The sequence below is a fragment of the Streptomyces sp. C1-1 genome (assembly GCF_050214755.1).
GTDB lineage: Bacteria > Actinomycetota > Actinomycetes > Streptomycetales > Streptomycetaceae > Streptomyces.
Genome location: NZ_CP189826.1, coordinates 9,134,488 through 9,156,583 on the forward strand (window position 1 = coordinate 9,134,488; position 22,096 = coordinate 9,156,583).

Annotated in this window: 16 protein-coding genes and 1 pseudogene; 11 read left to right on the plus strand and 6 right to left on the minus strand. The window is 72.6% G+C overall.

Going from position 1 to position 22,096, the window contains the following annotated elements:
- Positions 1-10: 10 nt before the first annotated feature.
- Positions 11-2,686, plus strand: coding sequence for a pyruvate, phosphate dikinase (gene ppdK / locus ACQF4J_RS41570; RefSeq protein WP_427168116.1), 2,676 nt, complete (start codon positions 11-13; stop codon positions 2,684-2,686).
- A 145-nt stretch (positions 2,687-2,831) separates the two neighbouring features.
- Here ppdK and ACQF4J_RS41575 read toward each other — a convergent pair.
- Positions 2,832-3,139, minus strand: a pseudogene (locus ACQF4J_RS41575) (cytochrome b N-terminal domain-containing protein); the annotation flags it as partial.
- 109 nt (positions 3,140-3,248) lie between these two features.
- The gene (locus tag ACQF4J_RS41580; RefSeq protein ID WP_351566894.1) at positions 3,249-3,611 is read right to left on the minus strand and encodes a DUF6479 family protein; all 363 of its coding nucleotides are present in this window, start codon (positions 3,609-3,611) and stop codon (positions 3,249-3,251) included.
- Between the two features lie 117 nt (positions 3,612-3,728).
- Here ACQF4J_RS41580 and ACQF4J_RS41585 point away from each other — a divergent pair, with 117 nt between their 5' ends.
- From ACQF4J_RS41585 to ACQF4J_RS41605, 5 genes are all read left to right on the plus strand, one after another.
- A complete protein-coding gene (locus tag ACQF4J_RS41585; RefSeq protein WP_351566891.1) occupies positions 3,729-4,103 on the plus strand; it encodes a ferredoxin in 375 nt (124 codons plus the stop codon).
- 110 nt (positions 4,104-4,213) lie between these two features.
- Positions 4,214-5,392, plus strand: coding sequence for an acyl-CoA dehydrogenase family protein (locus ACQF4J_RS41590; RefSeq protein WP_351566888.1), 1,179 nt, complete (start codon positions 4,214-4,216; stop codon positions 5,390-5,392).
- Positions 5,393-5,401: 9 nt separating this feature from the next.
- Positions 5,402-6,244: an oxygenase MpaB family protein gene (locus ACQF4J_RS41595; protein ID WP_351804220.1), complete on the plus strand. Its 843-nt coding sequence runs from the start codon at positions 5,402-5,404 to the stop codon at positions 6,242-6,244.
- A 62-nt stretch (positions 6,245-6,306) separates the two neighbouring features.
- Positions 6,307-8,538, plus strand: coding sequence for a serine/threonine-protein kinase (locus ACQF4J_RS41600; RefSeq protein WP_351804222.1), 2,232 nt, complete (start codon positions 6,307-6,309; stop codon positions 8,536-8,538).
- Between the two features lie 54 nt (positions 8,539-8,592).
- Positions 8,593-10,161 carry a phytoene desaturase family protein gene (locus ACQF4J_RS41605; RefSeq protein ID WP_351566879.1) on the plus strand — a complete coding sequence of 523 codons (1,569 nt, stop codon included), beginning with the start codon at positions 8,593-8,595 and terminating at the stop codon, positions 10,159-10,161.
- Positions 10,162-10,180: 19 nt separating this feature from the next.
- On the opposite strand, the gene ACQF4J_RS41610 is transcribed toward ACQF4J_RS41605, so the two are convergent.
- The gene (locus ACQF4J_RS41610; RefSeq protein WP_351566876.1) at positions 10,181-10,807 is read right to left on the minus strand and encodes a TetR/AcrR family transcriptional regulator; all 627 of its coding nucleotides are present in this window, start codon (positions 10,805-10,807) and stop codon (positions 10,181-10,183) included.
- A 135-nt stretch (positions 10,808-10,942) separates the two neighbouring features.
- Here ACQF4J_RS41610 and ACQF4J_RS41615 point away from each other — a divergent pair, with 135 nt between their 5' ends.
- Positions 10,943-11,989 (plus strand): aldo/keto reductase, encoded by a 1,047-nt coding sequence (locus ACQF4J_RS41615; RefSeq protein WP_351804224.1) that lies wholly within the window; start codon positions 10,943-10,945, stop codon positions 11,987-11,989.
- Here ACQF4J_RS41615 and ACQF4J_RS41620 read toward each other — a convergent pair.
- Both ACQF4J_RS41620 and ACQF4J_RS41625 read right to left on the minus strand, forming a co-directional pair.
- Positions 11,967-12,383, minus strand: coding sequence for an ankyrin repeat domain-containing protein (locus ACQF4J_RS41620; protein WP_351804226.1), 417 nt, complete (start codon positions 12,381-12,383; stop codon positions 11,967-11,969). The two genes, ACQF4J_RS41615 and ACQF4J_RS41620, sit on opposite strands and share 23 nt — an antisense overlap.
- Before the next feature lie 53 nt (positions 12,384-12,436).
- A complete protein-coding gene (locus ACQF4J_RS41625) occupies positions 12,437-14,218 on the minus strand; it encodes a serine hydrolase (protein ID WP_427168117.1) in 1,782 nt (593 codons plus the stop codon).
- A gap of 165 nt (positions 14,219-14,383) precedes the next feature.
- Here ACQF4J_RS41625 and ACQF4J_RS41630 point away from each other — a divergent pair, with 165 nt between their 5' ends.
- The 3 genes from ACQF4J_RS41630 to ACQF4J_RS41640 all read left to right on the plus strand — a co-directional run bounded on the left by ACQF4J_RS41630 (position 14,384) and on the right by ACQF4J_RS41640 (position 18,031).
- A complete protein-coding gene (locus ACQF4J_RS41630; RefSeq protein WP_351566864.1) occupies positions 14,384-15,493 on the plus strand; it encodes a nitronate monooxygenase in 1,110 nt (369 codons plus the stop codon).
- Positions 15,490-17,052 carry an acyl-CoA synthetase gene (locus ACQF4J_RS41635; RefSeq protein ID WP_427168118.1) on the plus strand — a complete coding sequence of 521 codons (1,563 nt, stop codon included), beginning with the start codon at positions 15,490-15,492 and terminating at the stop codon, positions 17,050-17,052. Before ACQF4J_RS41630 ends, ACQF4J_RS41635 begins: the two co-directional genes overlap by 4 nt.
- Positions 17,053-17,155: 103 nt before the next feature.
- On the plus strand, positions 17,156-18,031 hold the full coding sequence (locus ACQF4J_RS41640; protein ID WP_427168119.1) for a hypothetical protein: 876 nt from the start codon (positions 17,156-17,158) through the stop codon (positions 18,029-18,031).
- A 54-nt stretch (positions 18,032-18,085) separates the two neighbouring features.
- Here ACQF4J_RS41640 and ACQF4J_RS41645 read toward each other — a convergent pair whose 3' ends face one another.
- Positions 18,086-20,488: a penicillin acylase family protein gene (locus ACQF4J_RS41645; RefSeq protein ID WP_427168120.1), complete on the minus strand. Its 2,403-nt coding sequence runs from the start codon at positions 20,486-20,488 to the stop codon at positions 18,086-18,088.
- A gap of 106 nt (positions 20,489-20,594) precedes the next feature.
- Here ACQF4J_RS41645 and ACQF4J_RS41650 point away from each other — a divergent pair, with 106 nt between their 5' ends.
- Positions 20,595-22,091 (plus strand): acyl-CoA synthetase, encoded by a 1,497-nt coding sequence (locus ACQF4J_RS41650; protein WP_351804236.1) that lies wholly within the window; start codon positions 20,595-20,597, stop codon positions 22,089-22,091.
- Positions 22,092-22,096 lie beyond the last annotated feature (5 nt).

A 22,096-nucleotide genomic window follows, 5' to 3' on the forward strand; every position in this document is an offset into this window, starting at 1 on the left:
GGCCTCTTCAATGAGCACGCCCGTGAAGTACGTGTACCGATTCGCAGAGGGCGGCCGCGACATGGCCGACCTGCTCGGCGGCAAGGGCGCCGGACTCGCCGAGATGACCCGGATCGGTCTGCCCGTCCCGCCCGGATTCACCGTGACCACCGAGGCCTGCAAGGTCTACCTCAAGACCGGCGAGGAGCCGCCCGAGCTCGGCGTCGAGGCCGCCCAGGCGCTCGCCGGCCTGGAGCAGGCGATGGGCCGCAGCCTCGGCGCGGCCGACGACCCCCTGCTGGTGTCCGTACGCTCCGGTGCCCGCTTCTCCATGCCCGGCATGATGGACACCATCCTCGACATCGGGCTCAACGACCGCTCCGTCGACGGCCTCGCCCAGGCCTCCGGACAGGAGAGGTTCGCCTGGGACTCCTACCGGCGGCTCATCCAGATGTTCGGCCACACCGTGATGGGCGTGGACGGAGACCTCTTCGAGGAGGCCATGGCCGCACACAAGAAGAAGGACGACCACGACCTCGACACCGCCGATCTCAAGCGGCTCACCGAGGAGTTCAAGGCCATCATCCGCAAGGAGACCGGCGAGGAGTTCCCGCAGGACCCGGCCGACCAGCTCTCCCGCGCCATCCGCGCGGTCTTCGAGTCCTGGAACACCGAGCGCGCCCGCGTCTACCGCCACCGCGAACACATCCCCGAGGACCTCGGCACCGCCGTCAACGTCCAGGCGATGGTCTTCGGCAACCTCGGCTCCGACTCCGGCACGGGCGTCGCCTTCACCCGCGACCCCGCCACCGGTGAACGCGGCCGGTACGGCGACTACCTGCCCGACGCCCAGGGCGAGGACGTCGTCGCCGGCGTGCGCGACGCGCTGCCGCTGAGCGAGCTCAGGACGCTCGACCCGCGCGCCTACGACGAACTGGGCGACCACCTGCACACCCTGGAGAACCACTACCGCGACCTGTGCGACGTGGAGTTCACCGTGGAGCGCGGCAAGCTGTGGGTCCTGCAGACCCGCGTCGGCAAGCGCACCGCCGAGGCCGCCTTCCGCATCGCCCACGACCTGCGCGAGGAGGAGACCATCACCGCCGACGAGGCCCTGGTCCGCGTCGACGGCGCCGAGCTGACCCGGCTGATGTTCCCCCGCTTCGACGTCAAGTCCACCGACCGGCCGCTGGCCCACGGCGTCCCCGCCTCGCCCGGCGCCGCGGTGGGAGCCGTCGTCTTCGACTCCGCCGAGGCCGTACGCCGTGCCGCGGCCGGCGAGCACGTGGTCCTGGTCCGCCGGGAGACCACCCCCGACGACCTGCCCGGCATGATCGCCGCCGAGGCGGTGCTGACCAGCCGGGGTGGCAAGACCAGCCACGCCGCCGTGGTCGCCCGCGGCATGGGCAAGGTCTGCGTGTGCGGCGCCGAGGAGCTGACCGTCGACACGACGGCCCGCCAGTTCACCACCGCGTCCGGCACCGTTGTCCGCGAGGGCGACGTCGTCTCCGTCGACGGCACCGCGGGCACCGTCCACCTCGGCGCCCTGCCGCTGACCGCGTCCGAGGTCGGACGCGCGCTGGAGACCGCCACCGCCTCCGACACGCTCACCGACGCGGTCCTGGGCGCCCTCGCCCACGCCGACTCGGTGCGCCGCCTGGAGGTCCGCGCCAACGCCGACACGCCCGAGGACGCCGTCCGCGCCCGTGCGCTCGGCGCGCAGGGCATCGGCCTGTGCCGTACCGAGCACATGTTCCTCGGTGAGCGCAGGGCACTGGTCGAGGCGATGATCCTGGCCCGCGACGACTCCGCGCGCGAGCGGGCGCTCGACGCCCTGCTGCCGCTGCAGCGGGCCGACTTCACCGCCATCCTTCAGGCGATGGACGGGCTGCCGGTGACGATCCGGCTGATCGACCCGCCGCTGCACGAGTTCCTGCCCGACCGCACGGAGCTCGCCGTCCGCCTCGCCCGCACCGAGCACCCGGACGAGCACGACCTCGAGTTGCTCGCGGCCGTCGAGCGGATGCACGAGCAGAACCCGATGCTGGGTCTGCGCGGCGTCCGCCTGGGCCTGGCCGTGCCCGGTCTGATGGCCATGCAGGTGCGGGCCATCGCCGAGGCCGTGGCCCAGCGGCTGCGGGACGGCGGCACCCCGCGGGCCGAGGTCATGATCCCGCTGGTCGGCACGGTCGAGGAGCTGCGGCTGGCCCGCGACGAGGCGGAGACCGTGCTCGGCGAGGTGGAGACGGAGACCGGTCTGACCCTCGACTGCCCGATCGGCACGATGATCGAGCTGCCGCGCGCCGCGCTCACCGCGGGCCGCATCGCCGAGGTCGCCGACTTCTTCTCCTTCGGCACCAACGACCTCACCCAGACCACCTGGGGCCTGTCCCGGGACGACGCGGAGGCGTCCTTCTTCCCCCTGTACATCGACAAGGGCGTCTTCTCGGTGTCGCCCTTCGAGACGATCGACCAGGAGGGCGTCGGACGGCTGGTGGAGATGGCCGTCGAGGCCGGCCGTGCCGTCAACCCCCGTCTGGAGACGGGTGTGTGCGGCGAGCACGGCGGTGACCCCGACTCGATCCACTTCTTCCACCGCGCGGGTCTGGACTACGTCTCCTGCTCGCCCTTCCGGATTCCGGCGGCCCGGCTGGAGGCGGGACGCGCGGCGCTGATGGAGACCACCGGCACGAGTGACAGCAGGTGAGAGACCCCGGGGACGGTGAGTGGGCTCGCCGTCCCCGGGTGCCCGTCGGCGCATGGCGGTGGACAGGAGGACGGCGCGGCCGCGCCGGGCGCCGGTGCGGCCGCGCACGCGCTCGTCCCTGGGGCGGGCGCTGCTGCGTTGGGCGACCACGACCGATCACAAGGTCATCGGCAATCCGGACCTCACGACCGTATCCGGCGAAGCTTCGGCCCGGGCCAGCACGAACAGGGTCATGCCGATCAGCCAGTTGACCTCGCGGGGCCGGCGGAACGCGCCCGTGGAGAAGACCCGCAGCAGGTGCACGGCGATCGCCGCCACGAACACCAGCGCCGCCCAGTGGTGCAGTTGGCGGATCGGCAGACCGCCCCGCACGTCGAAACCGATGTCGAGGGTGGAGCGGTACGCCTCCGACATGCGCACCCCGTCCAGCGGCCGGTACGAGCCGCCGTAGACCGGTCGGCGTGTGAGCGTTCGTAGGTCAGCAGCGCAGCGGCAGGGTGTTGCGGGCGGAGTCGGTCATGGCTCTCGCTTCCTCTCGCGATGACGGTGGGAGGGCGCGGGCTCAGTGGCCGCCCGAACTCCCGCTGCCGAACGACCCGCTGTTCCCCCCGGTCCAGCGCGGCCGATCCTGCGAAGCGGCGGCCCGGGTCGGGGAGTTGCCGTGCCCCGGCAGCTCGTGCGGGGTCAGCCGCTGGTCGGAGCGGGGCACCTCGTCGGGCTCGCGGGCCTCCCGGACCTCGCGGACCGGACCCCCCTCCGGCAGCCGGGGCTGGTCCTCCGGGCTCGGCGGACCGGGCTCCCGGCGCCGAATGCGTGAGCCCAGCAGGAAGGCCCCCAGCAGCAGGGCCACGAGAACCACACCGGCCGCGATGAGGCCCATCGCGGAGGCGCTGCTTGCGGCGATGACCATCGATGCGCTGTTCATGGGCCGCGAGTACCCCGCGCCCGGGGCGTGAACCGGCCCGGCGCCGTGGGTGGCGCGAACGGCACGGCCCGCGGCGACACCGTGTTTGGCGGCGCGAGCCGCGGCTACCCGAACCGGGTGACTTCGACAACGACCCAGCAGGAGCTCTTCCAGTTCCTGGAGGACCGCTTCGCGTGCGCCCAGGCGTGCACGGAGTGCGCACGCGCGTGTGCGCTGCGCGCGAGCCTCGTGGACCCGGACGGCACGGAGGAGCAGGAACTCGTACGACGCAAGGGCATCATGTGCGCGGAGGTGTGCGACGCGACCTGTCGTGTGCTCTCCGAGCAGAACCGCATGGACGAGGCGGGCATCCGCATCCAGGTGGAGTGGTGCCGCACGGTGTGCCTGGAGGCCGCGCACGCCTTCGACCGGCTGGCGGGCACCGAGGACGGCGCGAAGGCCTGCCGGGAGTGCGCGCAGGCCTGCACGGACTTCCTCGCCACCCTGAACTGACCTTCCGCCCGGCTCATTCCGCACCATCGGGCACCTTCGCCATTCCCAATTACTGGAACACGTTCTACGGTGTGCGCCGTCAGGACCGGCCTGGGATGCCTGGAGGCGCCGTGCACCTCGAATACACGCCCGAGCAGCAGCGGCTGCGTGCCGAACTGCGCGACTACTTCGCCGAGCTGGTACCGGACAACGCCTACGCCCGCCACGCCGACCCGGCCGCGCAGAAACGCTTCTACCGCGAGACCGTCCGCCGCCTCGGCACCGACGGCTGGCTCGGCGTGGGCTGGCCCGAGGAGTACGGCGGCCGCGGTCTGACGGCGATGGAGCAGTTCATCTTCTTCGACGAGGCCGCCCAGGCCGGCGTCCCGCTGCCCCTCATGGCGCTCAACACCGTCGGCCCCACGATCATGCGGTACGGCACGGACGAGCAGAAGGCGTACTTCCTGCCCAGGATCCTCTCCGGCGAGATCGACTTCGCCATCGGCTACAGCGAGCCCGACGCGGGAACCGACCTCGCGTCGCTGAAGACCCGCGCGGTGCGCGACGGCGACGAGTACGTCGTCAATGGGCAGAAGATCTGGACCACCAACGGCGACACCGCCGACTGGGTGTGGCTCGCCACCCGCACCGACCCGGACGCCGCGCCCCACAAGGGCATCACCATGCTCCTCGTCCCCACCACCGATCCCGGGTACTCCTGCACCGTCATCACCACCCTCGCCTCCCACGACACCACCGCCAGCTACTACGAGAACGTCCGCGTCCCCCTCTCCCGCCGGGTCGGCGCCGAGAACGAGGGCTGGCGGCTGATCACCAACCAGCTCAACCACGAACGCGTCACCCTGGCCGCCCACGGCACCATGGCCATCCGCGCCCTGCACGACGTGCAGCGCTGGGCCATGGAGACCAAACTCGCCGACGGCCGCCGCGTCGTCGACCTGCCCTGGGTGCGCCGCCTCCTGGCCCGGACCCACACCCGGCTCGACGCGATGAAACTCCTCAACTGGCAGATGGTGCACGCCGTCCAGAACGGCACCCTCACCCCGCAGGACGCCTCCGCGGTGAAGGTCTACGGCTCCGAGGCCCGCCGGGACGCCTACGCCTGGCTGATGGAGATCGTCGCCGCGGCGGGCGCCCTGAAGGAGGGCTCCGCCGGCGCGGTGATCCACGGCGAACTGGAACGCGGCTACCGCTCGGCGGTCATCTTCACCTTCGGCGGCGGCAACAACGAGATCCAGCGGGAGATCATCTCCTGGATCGGCCTGGGGATGCCGCGGGTGCGGCGTTAGCCTGCGGGCATGGGTGATCCCGGGCTGTTCACACCGAACTCCGTGACCTGGCAGATGCACGGCGACCCGATGATGTGGGTCGCCGGCATCCGCGCGCTCTACCTCCAGGCCCTGCATCCGCGCGCGGTGCGCGGCGTCATGCAGAACTCCGACTTCCGCAAGGACGCCTGGGGGCGGCTGATGCGGACCGCCGACTTCGTGGGCACCACGACCTACGGCACCACCGAGGCGGCCGAGCGGGCGGGCGTCCGAGTCCGCAAGATCCACCGCATGCTGTCGGCCGTCGACCCCGGCACCGGGGAGCGGTACGGCGTCGACGAACCCGAACTGCTGCTGTGGGTGCACTGCGCCGAGATCGACTCCTATCTGCAGGTCCTGCGCCGCTCCGGGTTCCGCCTCACCGACGCCGAGGCCGACCGCTACATCGGCGAACACCGCGTCAGCGCCCGGCTGGTGGGCCTCGACCCGGACGCCGTACCCGCGAACCAGGCGGAGATGAACGCCTACTTCGACAAGATCCGCCCCGAACTCGCCGTCGGACCCGAGGCACGCGAGGTGGACGACTTCCTGCTCCGCCCGCCGACGCATCCCCTCCTGGTCCCGGCGCGCGAGGTGCTGTGGCGGCGCGTGGCACACCTGGCGTACGCCGCCCTGCCGCCGTACGCCCACGAGCTGTACGGCAGACCGGCACCGAAACCCGCGACCGTCACCCTGCGACTGCGTGCCACGGGCAAACTGCTGCGCTGCGTCCCCGCACGTGTGCACTGGCAACTGCCGCCCAAGCACATCCCGCGGGCGATGGCCCGGCTCGGCCCCGGCTCGCGCCCGGCACCGTACAAACTCGGACGATAGGTCGCCATACTGGACGAGCCAGGGGCGGGCGGGACGAAGAGGTACGGGGGCGGTCGCGGACGATGGGGGACAGCAGGCTGATCCAGGGCCGGTACCGGCTGCTCGACCTGATCGGGCGGGGCGGTATGGGCGAGGTGTGGCGGGCCAGGGACGAGTCGCTCGGCCGGCATGTCGCCGTGAAGTGCCTCAAGCCCCTCGGCCCCCACCACGACCAGGCCTTCACCAGAGTGCTGCGGGAGCGGTTCCGCCGCGAGGCCCGGGTGGCCGCCGCCCTCCAGCACCGCGGGGTGACCGTCGTCCACGACTTCGGCGAGACCGACGGCATCCTCTTCCTGGTGATGGAGCTGCTCGAGGGCCGCAACCTCAGTCAGCTGCTGGAGGACAACAAGCACCACCCGCTGCCCGTCCCCGACGTCGTCGACATCGCCGACCAGGTCGCCTCCGCCCTCGCCTACACCCACAAGCAGGGCATCGTGCACCGCGACCTGAAACCCGCCAACATCGTGCGGCTCACCGACGGCACGGTGAAGATCTGCGACTTCGGCATCGCCCGCCTCGGCCACGACATCGGCTTCACCTCCCGGCTGACCGGCACCGGCGTAGCGATGGGCACCCCGCACTACATGTCCCCGGAGCAGATCGGCGGCTCCGAGGTGGACCAGCGCAGCGATCTGTACTCGCTGGGCTGCGTCCTGTACGAGATCGCCACCGGAGTCCCGCCCTTCGACCTCGACGACCCCTGGGCGATCCTCGTCGGTCACCGCGACACCCCGCCCCGGCCGCCGCGCAGCCATCGCGCCGAGCTGCCCGAGTATCTCGAGAGGATCATCCTGGACCTCCTGGCCAAGCGGCCGGAACAGCGCCCACCGGACGCCCGGGAGCTGGGCCGCCGTCTCGGTCTGGGGCGTACGGCACCGGCGTACGTGCCCACCGTCGTGACCCCGCAACCGGTCCTCCACCCGCCCGGGCAGCGGCCCGCGGGCACGCCCCGCCTGCCGTCGTGGACGCACGGCATGACCACGGGCCACAAGGCCACCGGCGCCGGCCCGGACGCCACCCCGCCGGACACCGGCGCCGGGCTGACCGGCGAGTGGACCCCGCGCCCCGCCTCGGCGCAGCCCGGCGAGACCGCGCCGGAGCCTTCACCGCAGACACTCACCGCCCTGGCCGGACGGCACAACGCCGGGCTGGCCCTGGCCCGGTCGGGCCGCTGGGCGGAGGCCGGGGAGGTACACCGCGCGGTGGCCGCCGAACGCTCGCGGCTGCTCGGCCCCGAGCACCCCGACACCCTCGCCAGCCGCTATGAGGTCGCCTTGACCCTCAGCCGCACCGGCCACGCGGCCGACGCCCTGCGGGAGTACAAGTTCGTGGCCGCCGCGAGAACGCGGGCCCTGGGCGCCGACCACCCCGACACGCTGGCCGCCCGCCAGGAAATGGCCTATGTGCTGGGCCAGTTGGGCCGCCACTTCGACGCGCACCAGGTGTACAACGCCGTGCTCGCCGCCCGCGAGCGGGGCATGGGCGCCGATCACCCCGACACCCTGCGCTGCCGTCACAACCTCGCCTTCAACCTCAGCAGGCTCGGCCGCCCGGAGGACTCCTACCGGATGGCCCGGGACGTGGCCGCCGCCCGCGCCCGCGTCCTGGGGCCCGAGCACCCCGACACCCTGGTCACCCGGTACGAGGTCGCCTACGCGCTGGGCCAGCTGGGCCGCTGGCAGGAGGCGCTGCAGACCTACCACGAGGTCGCCGAGGCCCGCGCCCGCGCCCTGGGCCCCGACCACCCCGACACCCTCGCCGCCCGCTACGAGGTCGGCATCAGCCTCGGCCGCCTCGGCCGCAGCGAGGACGCGCTGGCCCTGTACCGCGCCCTGATCGACGACCGCACCCGGGTCCAGGGAGCCAACCATCCCGAGACCCTGCGCGCCCGGCACGGCCTCGGCGTCAACCTCGGCCGCCTGGGCCGCTGGGAGGAGGCGCTGGCCGAGTCCCGTGACGTGTGCGCCATCCGCGAGCGGGTGCTGGGGCCCGAGCACCCCGACACCCTGGTCAGCCGGCGCGAGGTCGCCGTCGGTCTCGGCTGGCTGGGCCGCTGGGCCGACGCCCTGACCGAGTACCGGCGAGTGGCCGCCGCCCGCGAGCGCGTGCTGGGCGCCGAGCATCCCGACACCCTCGCCAGCCGCAACGACGAGGCCCACTGCCTGGAGCAGCTCGGCCGCGGCGCGGAGGCCGTCGAGCTGTACCGCAGGGTCGCGGTGCTGCGGCAGCGGCAGCGGGCCTCCGGCGAGCACTGATCACGTCGCCGCCCCGCTCTGGCCGATCTGGATCACCGCGTGTTACCAAGAACCATGACCGCACACGAGGCACACCGCAGCTACGACGCCGTCGTCGTCGGCGCCGGCCACAACGGCCTGGTCGCCGCCGCCTACCTGGCCCGGGCCGGGCGATCGGTGCTGGTGCTGGAGCGCCTCGGCCACACCGGCGGCGCAGCCGTCTCCACCCGGCCGTTCGCCGGCGTGGACGCACGGCTGTCGCGCTACTCGTACCTGGTCAGCCTGCTGCCGAGGAAGATCGTGCGCGACCTCGGCCTCGACTTCCGCGTCCGCACCCGCACCATCTCGTCGTACACCCCCGTGGAACGCGACGGCCGAGCCACCGGACTGCTGGTCGGCGGCGGCGAGAGGCGCACCCGGGAGGCCTTCGCCCGGCTCACCGGCTCCGACCACGAGTACGAGGCCTGGCAGCGCTTCTACGGCATGACCGGCCGCGTGGCCGAGCGCGTCTTCCCGACCCTCACCGAGCCCCTGCCCACCCGCGAGGAGCTGCGCCGCCGCATCGACGACGAGGAGGCCTGGCGCACCCTCTTCGAGGACCCGATCGGCGTCGCCGTCGAGGACCGCTTCGCCGACGACCTCGTGCGGGGGGTGGTCCTCACCGACGCCCTCATCGGCACCTTCGCCGACGCCCACGACCCCTCGCTGGCCCAGAACCGCTGCTTCCTCTACCACGTCATCGGCGGCGGCACGGGCGCGTGGGACGTCCCGGTCGGCGGCATGGGCGCGCTGACCGACGCCCTGGCCACGGCGGCCCGGGAGGCGGGCGCCGTCATCGCCACCGGGCACGAGGCGCTGCGGATCGACACGGACGGGCGAGCCGCCGAGGTCACGTACCGTACGGCGGACGGCGAAGCCGTCGCCGCCGCCCGGCACGTGCTGGTCAACGCCTCCCCGCAGGCCCTCGCCGAACTGACCGGCGACGTGCCGCCCGCCCCTGCCGAGGGCGCCCAGCTCAAGGTGAACATGCTGCTCAAGAGGCTGCCCAGGCTGCGCGACGACTCCGTCGACCCGCGCGAGGCGTTCTCCGGCACCTTCCACATCGCCGAGGGCTACGAGCAGCTCGCCGCCGCCCACGCCCAGGCCGCCGCGGGCCGGCTGCCCGCCGCGCCGCCCTCGGAGATCTACTGCCACTCCCTGACCGACCCGACGATCCTCGGCCCGGACCTCGTCGAGCAGGGCTATCAGACGCTCACCCTCTTCGGACTGCACACACCGGCCCGGCTCTTCGAGCGGGACAACGACTCCGTACGTGAGGAACTCCTCAAGTCGACCCTCGCCCAGCTCGACGCCCACCTCGCCGAACCGCTCGCCGACTGCCTGGCCGTCGACGCGGACGGCCGCCCCTGCATCGAGGCCAGGACGCCCCTGGACCTGGAGCGCGACCTGCGCCTGCCCGGCGGCAACATCTTCCACCGTGCCCTGGCCTGGCCGCACACCCAGGAAGGCACCGGCCGCTGGGGCGTTGAGACCGCGCAGGAGAACGTCCTGCTGTGCGGGGCGGGCGCGGTCCGCGGCGGCGGTGTGAGCGGCGTCCCGGGCCACAACGCGGCAATGGCGGTACTGGAGGCGACCGGCGAGTGACCTCCTCGGCCGGGGAGTTCTACGACTCGCCGGCGCCTGAATCCGGCCGGGCCGCCGGTCGGCGCAGTCCCGCGACCAGGAGGTCGACCAGGCGGCGTGCGTCGTAGGCGGGGTCGTTCTCCGCGCCGGCGCACAGGTTGCCCACTCCGCGCATGAGTTGGTAGGCCGTCAGGCCGGGGCGGATCTCGTCGGCGGCCTCCGCGGCGGCCAGCAGTTGCGCGCAGACCGGCACGAGGCGGTCGAGGAAGTAGGCGTGCAGCGTCTCGAACCCCGCGCTGTCGGACTGCAGCACACCGGCCAGCCCGTGCTTGGTGACCAGGAAGTCGACGAACCGGTCGATCCAGCGTGCCAGCGCGGTGTACGGGCCGGCGCTGCTCGCCAGGAGGGCCGGGCCCGCCTCGGCGCAGGCCTCGACCTGGTGCCGGTACACGCCGATGATCAGGTCCGCGCGGGTGGGGAAGTGGCGGTACAGCGTGCCCAGCCCGACACCCGCCTCGGCCGCAATGTCCCGCACCGGCGCGTCCACGCCCTTGGTGACGAAGACCGCGGCGGCCGCGTCCAGCAGCGTCTCCTTGTTGCGCCGGGCGTCCTTACGCCGGGACGGGGCACCGCGCCCGCCCGCCTCAACGCTGTCGCCGTCCTTCACAGCGTCCTTCCCTCCACCATCGCCTTGCAAAAACGGAACACGGTTCCGTATCGTCGTTCCGGAACGAGGTTCCGGTTCGCCCATTCTGGCAGAGCGCGAACCGGGTAACCAGCCATGCCACGAGGAGACACTGTCATGCAGTACCGCACCTTGGGCCGCACCGGTGTGCAGGTCAGCACGCTCGCGCTCGGCGCGATGAACTTCGGCGCCATCGGGAACACCACCCAGGACGAGGCGACCGCCGTCGTCGACGCCGCCCTGGAGGCGGGCGTCAACCTCATCGACACCGCCGACATGTACAGCGCAGGCGGCTCGGAGGAGATGGTCGGCAAGGCCATCGCCGGCCGCCGCGACGACATCGTGCTGGCCACCAAGGCGACCATGCCGATGGGCGACGAGCGCAACCACCGCGGCAGTTCACGCCGCTGGCTCGTCACCGCGCTGGACGACAGCCTGCGCCGCCTCGGCGTGGACCACGTGGACCTCTACCAGATCCACCGCTGGGACCCGACCACCAGCGACGAGGAGACGCTGTCGGCGCTCACCGACCTCCAACGGGCCGGGAAGATCCGCTACTTCGGCTCCTCGACCTTCCCCGCCCATCGCATCGTGCAGGCCCAGTGGGCCGCCCGCGAGCACCGCCTCGGCCGCTACGTCACCGAACAGCCCAGCTACTCCATCCTGCAGCGCGGCGTCGAGGCCCATGTCCTGCCCGTGGCCGAGGAGTACGGGATCGGTGTTCTGGTGTGGAGCCCGCTCGCCTCGGGCTGGCTGACGGGCGCGATCCGCGAGGGCGGTGAAGTCACCACCAACCGCTCGGCGTTCATGCCGGAACGCTTCGATCTGAGCCTGCCGTACAACCGGGCCAGGCTCGACGCCGTCGAGCGGCTGGCCAAGGTCGCCCACGAGGCCGGCCTGACCCTGATCCAGCTCGCCCTCGGGTTCGTGACCGCACATCCCGCCGTCACCTCCGCGCTCATCGGCCCGCGCACCCTGGACCACCTGCGCAGCCAGCTCGCCGCGGCCGACACGGTGCTCTCCGCCGACGTGCTCGACGCGATCGACGCGATCGTCACGCCCGGCACCGACCTCGCCGCGCACGAGAAGTTCGACGCGCCGCCGGCGCTGCTGGACGCGTCGCTGCGCCGCCGCCGGCCGGTCAGCCCGCACCGGCCGCGGTGAGGAGCTCGGCGGTGTCCGGGTGCGGGCCGTTCTCCGCCCACCGCAGCGGGGACCAGCCGGTGCCGTGGTCCTCGCGCAGCGACGGATCGGCGCCGTGTGCCAGCAACTCCCTTACCACCTCGGTGTGTCCCCAGCACGCGGCGGCGCACAGCGGGGTGCCCTCCGCGCCGATCCCGCTGCTCTCGGCGTCGGGCGGGGCGCCGGCCGCCAGGAGCAGACGGACGATCCCGGCCTCGCCGTTGACGGCGGCCTCGTAGAGAGGGGTGGTGCCCTCGCGGTCGGCCCGTCGCGGATCGGCTCCGGCGCGCAGAAGCGCCCCCACCCGGGCGCTGTCGCTCTGGAGGATCGCCTCGAAGAGCCGGCCGGTGAGCTTCTTCTGCCGCCGTCGGTTCATGCGCCGCACAGTAGCCAACAGGGCGCGTGGGAGATCAGGGTTTTTCGACGGCGCTAGTCCGCCGACGCGGTCCAGCCCACCGGCGTGATCCGTGCCGAGTCGGCCGGGCGTGCCTCGTCGAAGAGCACGTCGCCGCCCGCCCGGACCCGGATGGCGTCGACGTACGCACCCCGTCCCACGTACAGCTTGTCCGTCGAGTACCGCCAGCGCACGGCCAGTTGAGCGGCGGCCGGAAGATCGGCCGTCAGGCGGTGCCAGACGCGGCCCGACCAGCCCGTGACCGAACCCGACGGGTGCTCCCGCGGCTGTTCGCCGTGGCGGGCGGTGGTGAACGGCAGGGGTTGCCAGGTGGTGCCGCCGTCCGCCGTGGCCTCCAACACGAGTGTGTCCGCGTCCGGTTCGGTGTCCCACCACAGTGCGGCGCCGAGCCGCGCGCCGGCCGGCCTTGTGTCGAGCGCGGGCAGGGTGAGCGTGGCCGCCGTGGAGTTCGCCATGCCGGAGAACCACGTGGTACGTCCACGCACGGGGCGGACGGGCACGGCCCGCGCCAGGTTGTCGCCGGCGGCGACCCGGGGAGCGGAACCGGAGCGCCAACTGCGCACCGGATGGACCGAGTTGCCCAGCACGACGAGGAAGGAGTCGGTCGTCGGGTCCAGGACCAGCGAGGTGCCGGTGAAGCCGGTGTGGCCGGCGGTGCGCGGGGTCGCCATCGCGCCCATGTACCAGTGCTGGTAGAGCTCGAAGCCGAGGCCGTGCTCGTGACCGGGGAAGGCGGTGTTGAAGTCGGTGAACAGCAGCTCCACCGACTCCGGACGCAGGATGCGGGCGCGGCCGTAGGCGCCGCCGTTCAGCAGTGTCCGGCCGAGCACCGCCAGGTCCCAGGCGCACGAGAACACCCCGGCGTGGCCGGCGACCCCGCCCAGGCTGTACGCGTTCTCGTCGTGCACCTCGCCCCACACGAGCCCGCGGTCCAGCCCGGACCAGGGCGCCCGCTCGTCCTCCGTGGCCGCGATCGTCGGCCGCCAGGAGGTGGGCGGGTTGTAGCGGGTGTGGTCCAGGCCGAGCGGCCCGGTGATGTCCTCGCGCAGCAGGACGTCCAGGGTGCGGCCCGTGATCCTCTCCAGGACCAGCTGGAGGGAGATCAGATTCAGGTCCGAGTAGAGGTACTTGGTGCCGGGCGGGTTGATCGGCGCCTGGTCGTAGACGAGCTGAATCCTGGCGTCGTACGTCGGCGCCTTGTACAGGGGAATCCAGTCACGGAAACCCGAGGTGTGGGTGAGGAGCTGGCGGACGTTGACGTCCTGCTTGCCCGCGGCCCCGAACTCGGGGACGTACGAGGCGACCTTCGCCTCCAGTTCCAGTTCGCCACTTTCCATGCGCTGTACCGCCAGGAGGGAGGTGAAGAGCTTGGAGACGGAGGCGAGATCGAAGACGGTGTCCTCGGTCATCGGGATCTGCTGCTCGGCCGGGAACTCGACGCCCGTGTCGGTCTTCTCGTCGTACGACCGGTAGCGCACCGCCATGCCGATGGGCCGGTGCAGCGCCACGGTACCGCCGCGGCCGGCCAGCAGGACGGCGCCCGCGTACCAGGGGTGCTTGGGGGAGGGGCCGAGGAACGCCTCGGCGTCCGTGACCAGTTGGCGCAGATGCCCGGCCAGCAGGCCGGCGCGTTCGGGCGAGCCGTGTCGCAGGGTGGGGTGGGCCGAGGCGGGGGCGGCCGCGGCCGCCGGGCCGGCGGGGAACGGGGCGAAGGCCAGAGCGCCGCCCAGGGCGAGGGTTCTTCGGGCCAGTTGGCGCCGGGACAGCCCCGGCCGGGCCGCCGCGTCGTCCGTCATGGGTGAGCCTCCCGTGCCTGAAAGTATCTTTCCGGGATCACCTTGCGGACTGAAACTTTCGTGTCAGGGGTGCGGTGTGTCAACAGGGCGCGGTGCCGGCAGAAAAACTGACGGAGCATCAGAAAAGGCCTTCCGTCGTCCGGAGGACTGCGGCATCCTGCGCCCATGCAGACGGAGCTGAGCAAGAAACTGGGAGTCGAGCACGCCATCTTCGGCTTCACGCCGTTCCCCGCCGTCGCGGCGGCCATCAGCCGGGCCGGCGGCTTCGGAGTGCTCGGCGCGGTCCGCTACACCGCCCCCGACGACCTCAAGCGCGACCTCGACTGGGTCGAGGCCCACGTCGACGGCAAGCCCTACGGCCTCGACGTCGTCATGCCCGCCAAGAAGGTGGAGGGCGTCACCGAGGCCGACGTCGAGGCGATGATCCCCGAGGGGCACCGCCAGTTCGTCAAGGACACCCTCGCCAAGTACGGCGTGCCCGAACTCGCCGAGGGCGAGGCCTCCGGGTGGCGCATCACCGGCTGGATGGAACAGGTCGCCCGCAGCCAGCTCGACGTCGCCTTCGACTACCCGATACGGCTGCTCGCCAACGCCCTCGGCTCCCCGCCCGTCGACGTGGTCGCCCGCGCCCACGAGCACGACGTGCTGGTCGCCGCCCTCGCGGGCAGCGCCCGGCACGCCCTCAAGCACAGGGAGGGCGGCATCGACATCGTCGTCGCCCAGGGCTACGAGGCGGGCGGCCACACCGGCGAGATCGCCTCCATGGTGCTCACCCCGGAGGTCGTCGAGGCCGTGGACCCGCTGCCGGTCCTGGCCGCCGGCGGCATCGGCAGCGGACAGCAGGTGGCCGCCGCCCTCGCCCTCGGCGCCCAGGGGGTGTGGCTCGGCTCCCTCTGGCTGACCTGCACCGAGGCCGACCTCTCCTCGCCCGCCGTGACCCGCAAACTGCTGGCCGCCGGCTCCGGCGACACCGTCCGCTCCCGCGCCCTGACCGGGAAACCCGCGCGCCAGCTCCGTACCGAGTGGACCGACGCCTGGGACGACACCAGCGGACCCGGCACCCTCCCCATGCCCCTGCAGGGCCTGCTGGTCGCCGACGCCCTCACCCGTATCCAGAAGTACGAGGTCGAGCCACTGCTCGGCACGCCGGTCGGCCAGATCGTCGGCCGTATGACCAGCGAACGCAGCGTCCAGGCCGTCTTCGACGACCTCACCCGCGGCTTCGAGAAAGCCGTCGACCGCGTCAACCGCATCGCCGGAAGGAGCGGTGAATGACGAGCACGACGAGTACGCCCCCGGCCGGATTCTGGGCCCAGGCCGGTGCCGATCCCGACCGGAAGGTCCTCATCGCCCCCGACGGCGAGGAGTGGACCGCCGGACGTCTGCACGCCGCCGCAAACCGCCTCGTGCACGGCCTGCGCGCCGCGGGACTCGCGCGCGGGGACGCCTTCGCGGTCGTCCTGCCCAACGGCGTCGAGTTCCTCACCGCCTACCTCGCCGCCAGCCAGGCCGGCCTCTACCTCGTGCCGGTCAACCACCACTTCGTCGGCCCGGAGATCGGCTGGATCGTGGCCGACTCGGGCGCCAAGGTGCTCATCGCCCACGAACGGTTCGCCGGCCCCGCCCGGCACGCCGCCGACGAGGCCGGCCTGCCGGCCACCCACCGCTACGCCGTCGGCGAGGTCGAGGGCTTCCGCCCGTACACCGAACTCCTCGACGGACAGCCGGAGTCGGCGCCCGCCGACCGCGAACTCGGCTGGGTCATGAACTACACGTCGGGCACCACCGGCCGCCCGCGCGGCATCCGCCGTCCGCTGCCCGGCAGGGCACCCGAGGAGGCCTATCTCGGCGGCTTCCTCGGCATCTTCGGCATCAAGCCGTTCGACGACAACGTCCACCTCGTGTGCTCGCCGCTCTACCACACGGCCGTCCTGCAGTTCGCGGGCGCGTCCCTGCACATCGGCCACCGACTGGTCCTGATGGACAAGTGGACGCCCGAGGAGATGCTGCGCCTCATCGACACCCACAAGTGCACCCACACCCACATGGTCCCGACCCAGTTCCACCGGCTGCTGGCCCTGCCGGAGGACGTCCGGCGCTCCTACGACGTCTCGTCCATGCGGCACGCCATCCACGGCGCCGCCCCCTGCCCCGACCATGTGAAACGGGCGATGATCGACTGGTGGGGCGACTCGGTCGAGGAGTACTACGCGGCCAGCGAGGGCGGCGGCGCCTTCGCCACCGCGGAGGACTGGCTGAAGAAACCCGGCACCGTCGGCAAGGCCTGGCCCATCAGCGAACTCGCCGTCTTCGACGAGGACGGCAACCGGCTGCCGCCCGGCGAACTGGGCACCGTCTACATGAAGATGAACACCGGCGGCTTCGCCTACCACAAGGACGAGGCCAAGACGAAGAAGAGCCGCATCGGCGACTACTTCACCGTCGGCGACCTCGGCTACCTCGACGAGGACGGCTATCTCTTCCTCCGCGACCGCAAGATCGACATGATCATCTCGGGCGGAGTCAACATCTACCCGGCAGAGATCGAGTCCGCGTTGCTGGCCCACCCCGCCGTCGCCGACGCCGCCGTCTTCGGCATCCCGCACGACGACTGGGGCGAGGAGGTCAAGGCGGTCGTCGAACCGGCGCCGGGACACGAGCCGGGCCCCGCGCTGGCCGCCTCGATCCTCGAGCACTGCGCCGAGCGGCTCGCCGGCTACAAGCGGCCCAAGAGCGTCGACTTCATCACCGAGATGCCCCGCGACCCCAACGGCAAGCTGTACAAACGGCGGCTGCGGGAGCCGTACTGGGAAGGGCGGACCCGGCCCGTGTGACGGGCACCCGGCCGACGGGGACGGATCGAACGCTGCGCGCCGTCCGTGCGTCACAGGGACGGCACCGTGTTCGTCACCGTCACCGTCGGCCCAGGGGGACCCCATGCGCAGGCACACCGCACGCGCGGCCATGCCGCTGTCCGTACTCGCCCTGCTCGCGGTAGGAGGCTGCGGTGGCGAGCAGGCCGCGGGCGGCGGCTCCCGCCCGGAGGGGACCTCCCAGGCCCGTGCCCGCGCCGTCGCCGAGGCCTGGCACGGCTCCCGGGCCGCCCGGGCGTGGACGAAGGGCTACCACCCCCTGGACGACGTGGTCCAACTGCCCGACGGCGCCTTCCACACCGACGCCGACAAACGCGCCTACGCCACGGAGAACTTCGTCCTGGACACCGCCCTGCCCGCCGCCCCGGCCCGCACCGGCCGGGTGAAGTGGTCCCACGGCGGCTCGCTCACCCTGCCCCTGACGGGCGCACGCGAGGCGTACGACTCCGTGGCCCGCGGCGGCAACGACGGACCGCATCTCACCGTGACGGACGCCCGGCTCGGCGAGACCACCCTGCTCACCAGCCGCGGCCCGGCGACCGTCCCGGCCTGGCTGTTCACGATCGAGGGCTACGACACCCCGCTGAAGCGGGTGGCCCTCGGTCCCTCGCGCCCGCCCGCCCCGCCGATCCGGCCGGCCGCGAAGGCTCCGAGCGACGAACTGTGGCCGCTGGCACGGCTGGTGGACGTCTCCCGCGACGGCCGGTCCCTCACCGTGCTCGCCCAGCGCGGCGCCTGCGACGAGGGCCCCGCCGTCGGTGTGCTCGAGACCGACGACAGCGTGGTGCTGTCCGCTTCGATCACCGGGCACAAGGGCGGTGTCTGCACCAGCGAGATGCTCGGCGTGCCCAAGACGGTGACTCTGAAGCGGCCGTTGGGCGACCGCATCCTCCTGGACGCCTTCACCGGCCGCCCGCTGACGTCCCCGAGCGGCGGCTGAGCCGGAGCGGCCCCTGTCCCGCGCGCACCGCGCGGGGCAGGGACCGTGCCGCGCTCAGCCGTGCTCGCCGACCCGGACCACCCGCAGCGCGGGCGAGGCCAGGACGTCCTTCTCGCAGAACCTGGCCGTCACCCACCTCTCACCGGACAACAGCCGCGTCTGGTCGCTGTAGTGGGGCGAGTTCGGGTTCGACGACTGCGAGTACGTCAGCAGGGTGCGGGCCACCGGGCAGCCACCGCCGTCCCAGCCGACCGCCTGGATGTGACTGGACCCGAACGGCACCTCGGTGTAGGCCCCGCTCGCGGCGTCCCACGTCGGCTCGATCACGTTCCACACACCGAGCCGGCTCGAGCCGCCCGGTACGGCGATGCGCTCACCACCGCGGACCACGTACTGGTGGTCGCCGAGCCGGGCGTCCAACGCGGTGTTCGTGCGGCGCAGTTCCGCCACCGCGTCGGCGAGGGCCGTGGCGAAGCCCGGCGCGGCGGTGTTCAGCGTGTTCGGTGTGCGGACCGGGTCCGCCGCCGAGAACGGCACCTTCCAGAGCCGCCCGGGCGGCACCGCGGCCGTCAGCTTCCGCCAGAAACGGTCGAAGAGCAGCGCCCCCCGGCTGCCGGTGTCCATGGTCCGCCCCCAGGCCGCGAGCACGGGACAGGCGGCGGAGACGTCGACCGCCGTGCCGTCGCCGGCCGTCGCCGTGCCACCGGGCAGCGCGGCACACGCCTTCGCCGCGTCCGCGGCGGCCAGATCGCCCGCCGGCACCCGGTTGGCGAACTGCTGCCGCTGCAGGTCCCGGACGGTCAGCCCGCCCCGCTTCGCCATCGCCGCGACGTCCTCGATTGCGCCCCTGGTCCGCAGCGAACGCTCGGTCCCGGTGTCCCCGAAGATCCGCTCGTATCCGGTCAGCGGCCGGTCCGCGTCGGCCAGCCAGGGGCTGTTGTTGGAGTTCTCGGCGTACGGCGCGTCCTTGAGCGTGGGCATGCGGGCGGGACCGAAGATCCCGGGCTGCACGGCGTCGGCGTCACTGCCGATCGCGCAGTCGCCGCGGGAGCCGTCGAGCACCGCGAGGCCCGCCTGCGGGTAGGTGATCCTGCCGAGGTCGGTGGAGCACCGGGCCGCGAGGTCGTCGGTGATCCGGGGCAGCACCTGCGACTGGGTGTAGAGGGAGTGCCCGGCGGAGTCCGCGGCGACGGTGTTCACCCACGGCAGACCCTGGTGCTGCTTCAGGGAGGCGAGGACGCCGGCGGTGGAGCGCGCCCGGGCGAAGCCGAGCGAGGTGTCGGGGAAGCGGAAGTTGGCGGCGTTCGGGTCGTTGAGCGCGTACGCCGTCGTGGCGGTCCAGGGCAGCGGCGGATCGCCCTGGGGATCGGCGACGACCGGACCGTAACGCGTCCACCACTGGCTGCGGGTCACCGGCGCGCCGCCCCTGACCGCCACGGTCACGGTCCGCTTCGTCATCCGCTCGCGTTTGCCGTCCACCAGGTAGACGGTGGGGTCGGCCGGGTCGAGGGTCAGCCGGGTCAGGTTGAAGGGGACGCCGGTCGCGACGGTGTGGGACCACGCCACGTGGGAGTTGTAGCCGATGGAGACGGTCGGGGAGCCCAGCAGCGAGCCGCCGGCGACGTCCAGCCGGCCCGGGATGGTCTGCTGCGACTGCCAGAACCGGCGTCCGCCCTGCCACGGATAGTGCGGGTTGCCCAGCAGCAGACCCCGGCCGTTCGCGGTGGTCGCGCCGCTGAAGGCGACCGCGTTCGACCCCATGTCCGCCGACCGGTCCCGCACCAGCCCGACCAGCGCCTCGGCGTCGGCCGGCCGTGCCGTGGCCGCGGTCCCGGAGGGCGGCTGGGCGCCGGTGATCTCGTCCACGGCGCCGCCCTGGCCGGCCAGCACGGACAGGGCGTAGAACCGGACGGCCACGTCGGTCGCGGTGACGGGCCGCAGCCAGGCGGCGCCCTCGCACGCGGGGTCGGTGACCCGGTTCCGCGCCAGCCACGCGTTGTAGCCGGCGGCGAAACCCCGCATCAGGTCCTTCACGTCCTCGCTGGGGCCCAGCGGTGCCCGCGCGGCGAGCAGCCTCTCCACCGTGCCGGACCGCCGTATGCCACGGAAGTACAGGTCACTGGCGAGATTGGTGGACGCCGACGACAGCGAGCGGTCGGTCGTCGCGTCGGCGCCGAAGTAGCGCGAGCGCTCGCCCCGCACGGTGGTGAAGCCGTCGGCGAGCAGACACACCTGGTCGGCGGCCTGCGCCCAGCCGGTGCCGAAGCCCAGGTCCGGGTAGTCCTTGGCGACGATGTGCGGGATTCCGTACTCGGTGTAGCGGATGACGGCGGACAGCCCGCCGTGCGAGGGATGTTCCTGGCGGCTCGGACGTTCGGCCGCGGCGGCCGGCAACGCGGTCGCGGCGGTGAGTAACGCGACGGCCCCGACGATCAGCCGTCTTCCACGGGTGCGCAATGGTGTCTCCCAACATCCTTGAGAGGAGCGGTGGTTGAACATACCTGCGGCTGTGACCCGCCCGGGTGCTTGACCGGCCCCGGCCACGGACCGAGGATCATGAGTCATGACGCAGGGACAGGGCAGCACGGTTGACGGGGTGCTGCGGCGCAGCGCCCGGCGCACCCCGGCGCGGGTCGCGGTCGAGTACGGCGACCGCAGGTGGACGTACCAGGAACTCGACGAGGCCGTCTCCCGCGCGGCGAGCGTCCTCCTCGGCCAGGGCCTCGCCCCCGGCGACCGGGTCGGCGCCTACGGCCACAACTCCGACGCCTACCTGATCGGCTTCCTGGCCTGTGCCCGCGCCGGACTCGTGCACGTGCCGGTCAACCAGAACCTGACCGGCGACGACCTCGCCTACATCGTCGGCCAGTCCGGCAGCTCGCTGGTCCTCGCCGACCCCGACCTGGCGCCGCGGCTCGCCGACGGCACGAGGACGCTGCCGCTGCGTGACGCCGAGGACTCCCTGCTGGCCCGGCTGGCGACCGCCCCGGCGTACGACGGCCCGGAGCCGCGCACCGAGGACCTCGTGCAACTGCTGTACACCTCGGGCACCACGGCCCTGCCCAAGGGCGCGATGATGACCCACCGCGCCCTGGTCCACGAGTACCTGAGCGCGATCACCGCCCTCGACCTCAGCGCCGGCGACCGCCCCGCGCACTCCCTGCCGCTGTACCACTCGGCGCAGATGCACGTGTTCCTGCTGCCCTACCTCGCGGTCGGCGCAACGAACATCATCCTCGACGCCCCCGACGGCGACCGGCTCTTCGACCTGATCGAGGCCGACCGCGTGGACAGCCTGTTCGCCCCGCCGACCGTGTGGATCGGTCTGGCAAACCGCCCCGACTTCGCCACCCGCGACCTCGACGGGCTGCGCAAGGCGTACTACGGCGCCTCGATCATGCCGGTGCCGGTCCTGGAGCGACTGCGCGAGCGGCTGCCGAAGCTCGCCTTCTACAACTGCTTCGGCCAGAGCGAGATCGGCCCCCTCGCCACCGTCCTGGCACCCGACGAGCACAAGGGCCGCATGGACTCCTGCGGCCGGCCCGTCCTCTTCGTCGACGCCCGCGTGGTCGACGAGGACGGCAAGGACGTCCCCGACGGCACCCCCGGCGAAATCGTCTACCGCTCCCCGCAGTTGTGCGAGGGCTACTGGGACAAACCCGAGGAGACCGCCGAGGCCTTCCGCGACGGCTGGTTCCACTCCGGCGACCTCGCGGTGCGTGACGCGCACGGCTACTACACGATCGTCGACCGGGTGAAGGACGTCATCAACTCCGGTGGCGTACTGGTCGCCTCACGCCAGGTCGAGGACGCCCTGTACACGCACGACGCCGTCGCCGAGGTGGCCGTGGTCGGGCTGCCCGACGAGCGGTGGGTCGAGGCCGTCACGGCGGTCGTCGTCCCCCGCGGGGAAGTCACCGAGGCCGAACTCATCGAGCACGCCCGCGAGAAACTCTCCGCCTTCAAGGCGCCGAAGCGGGTGGTGTTCGTGACGGAACTGCCGCGCAACGCCAGCGGAAAGATCCTCAAACGGCAGCTGCGGGACCGCTTCGGCACGTGACGCGA

What these genes read in the sequence shown, in the direction of transcription:
- ACQF4J_RS41580 (WP_351566894.1), bottom strand. Translation starts at nt 3,611, where the DNA reads ATGAACAGCGCATCGATGGTCATCGCCGCAAGCAGCGCCTCCGCGATG.
- ACQF4J_RS41620 (WP_351804226.1), bottom strand. Translation starts at nt 12,383, where the DNA reads ATGAACCGACGGCGGCAGAAGAAGCTCACCGGCCGGCTCTTCGAGGCG.
- ACQF4J_RS41605 (WP_351566879.1), top strand. Translation starts at nt 8,593, where the DNA reads ATGACCGCACACGAGGCACACCGCAGCTACGACGCCGTCGTCGTCGGC.
- ACQF4J_RS41635 (WP_427168118.1), top strand. Translation starts at nt 15,490, where the DNA reads ATGACGAGCACGACGAGTACGCCCCCGGCCGGATTCTGGGCCCAGGCC.
- ACQF4J_RS41640 (WP_427168119.1), top strand. Translation starts at nt 17,156, where the DNA reads ATGCGCAGGCACACCGCACGCGCGGCCATGCCGCTGTCCGTACTCGCC.
- ACQF4J_RS41630 (WP_351566864.1), top strand. Translation starts at nt 14,384, where the DNA reads ATGCAGACGGAGCTGAGCAAGAAACTGGGAGTCGAGCACGCCATCTTC.
- ACQF4J_RS41600 (WP_351804222.1), top strand. Translation starts at nt 6,307, where the DNA reads ATGGGGGACAGCAGGCTGATCCAGGGCCGGTACCGGCTGCTCGACCTG.
- ACQF4J_RS41615 (WP_351804224.1), top strand. Translation starts at nt 10,943, where the DNA reads ATGCAGTACCGCACCTTGGGCCGCACCGGTGTGCAGGTCAGCACGCTC.
- ACQF4J_RS41595 (WP_351804220.1), top strand. Translation starts at nt 5,402, where the DNA reads ATGGGTGATCCCGGGCTGTTCACACCGAACTCCGTGACCTGGCAGATG.
- ppdK (WP_427168116.1), top strand. Translation starts at nt 11, where the DNA reads ATGAGCACGCCCGTGAAGTACGTGTACCGATTCGCAGAGGGCGGCCGC.
- ACQF4J_RS41625 (WP_427168117.1), bottom strand. Translation starts at nt 14,218, where the DNA reads ATGACGGACGACGCGGCGGCCCGGCCGGGGCTGTCCCGGCGCCAACTG.
- ACQF4J_RS41650 (WP_351804236.1), top strand. Translation starts at nt 20,595, where the DNA reads ATGACGCAGGGACAGGGCAGCACGGTTGACGGGGTGCTGCGGCGCAGC.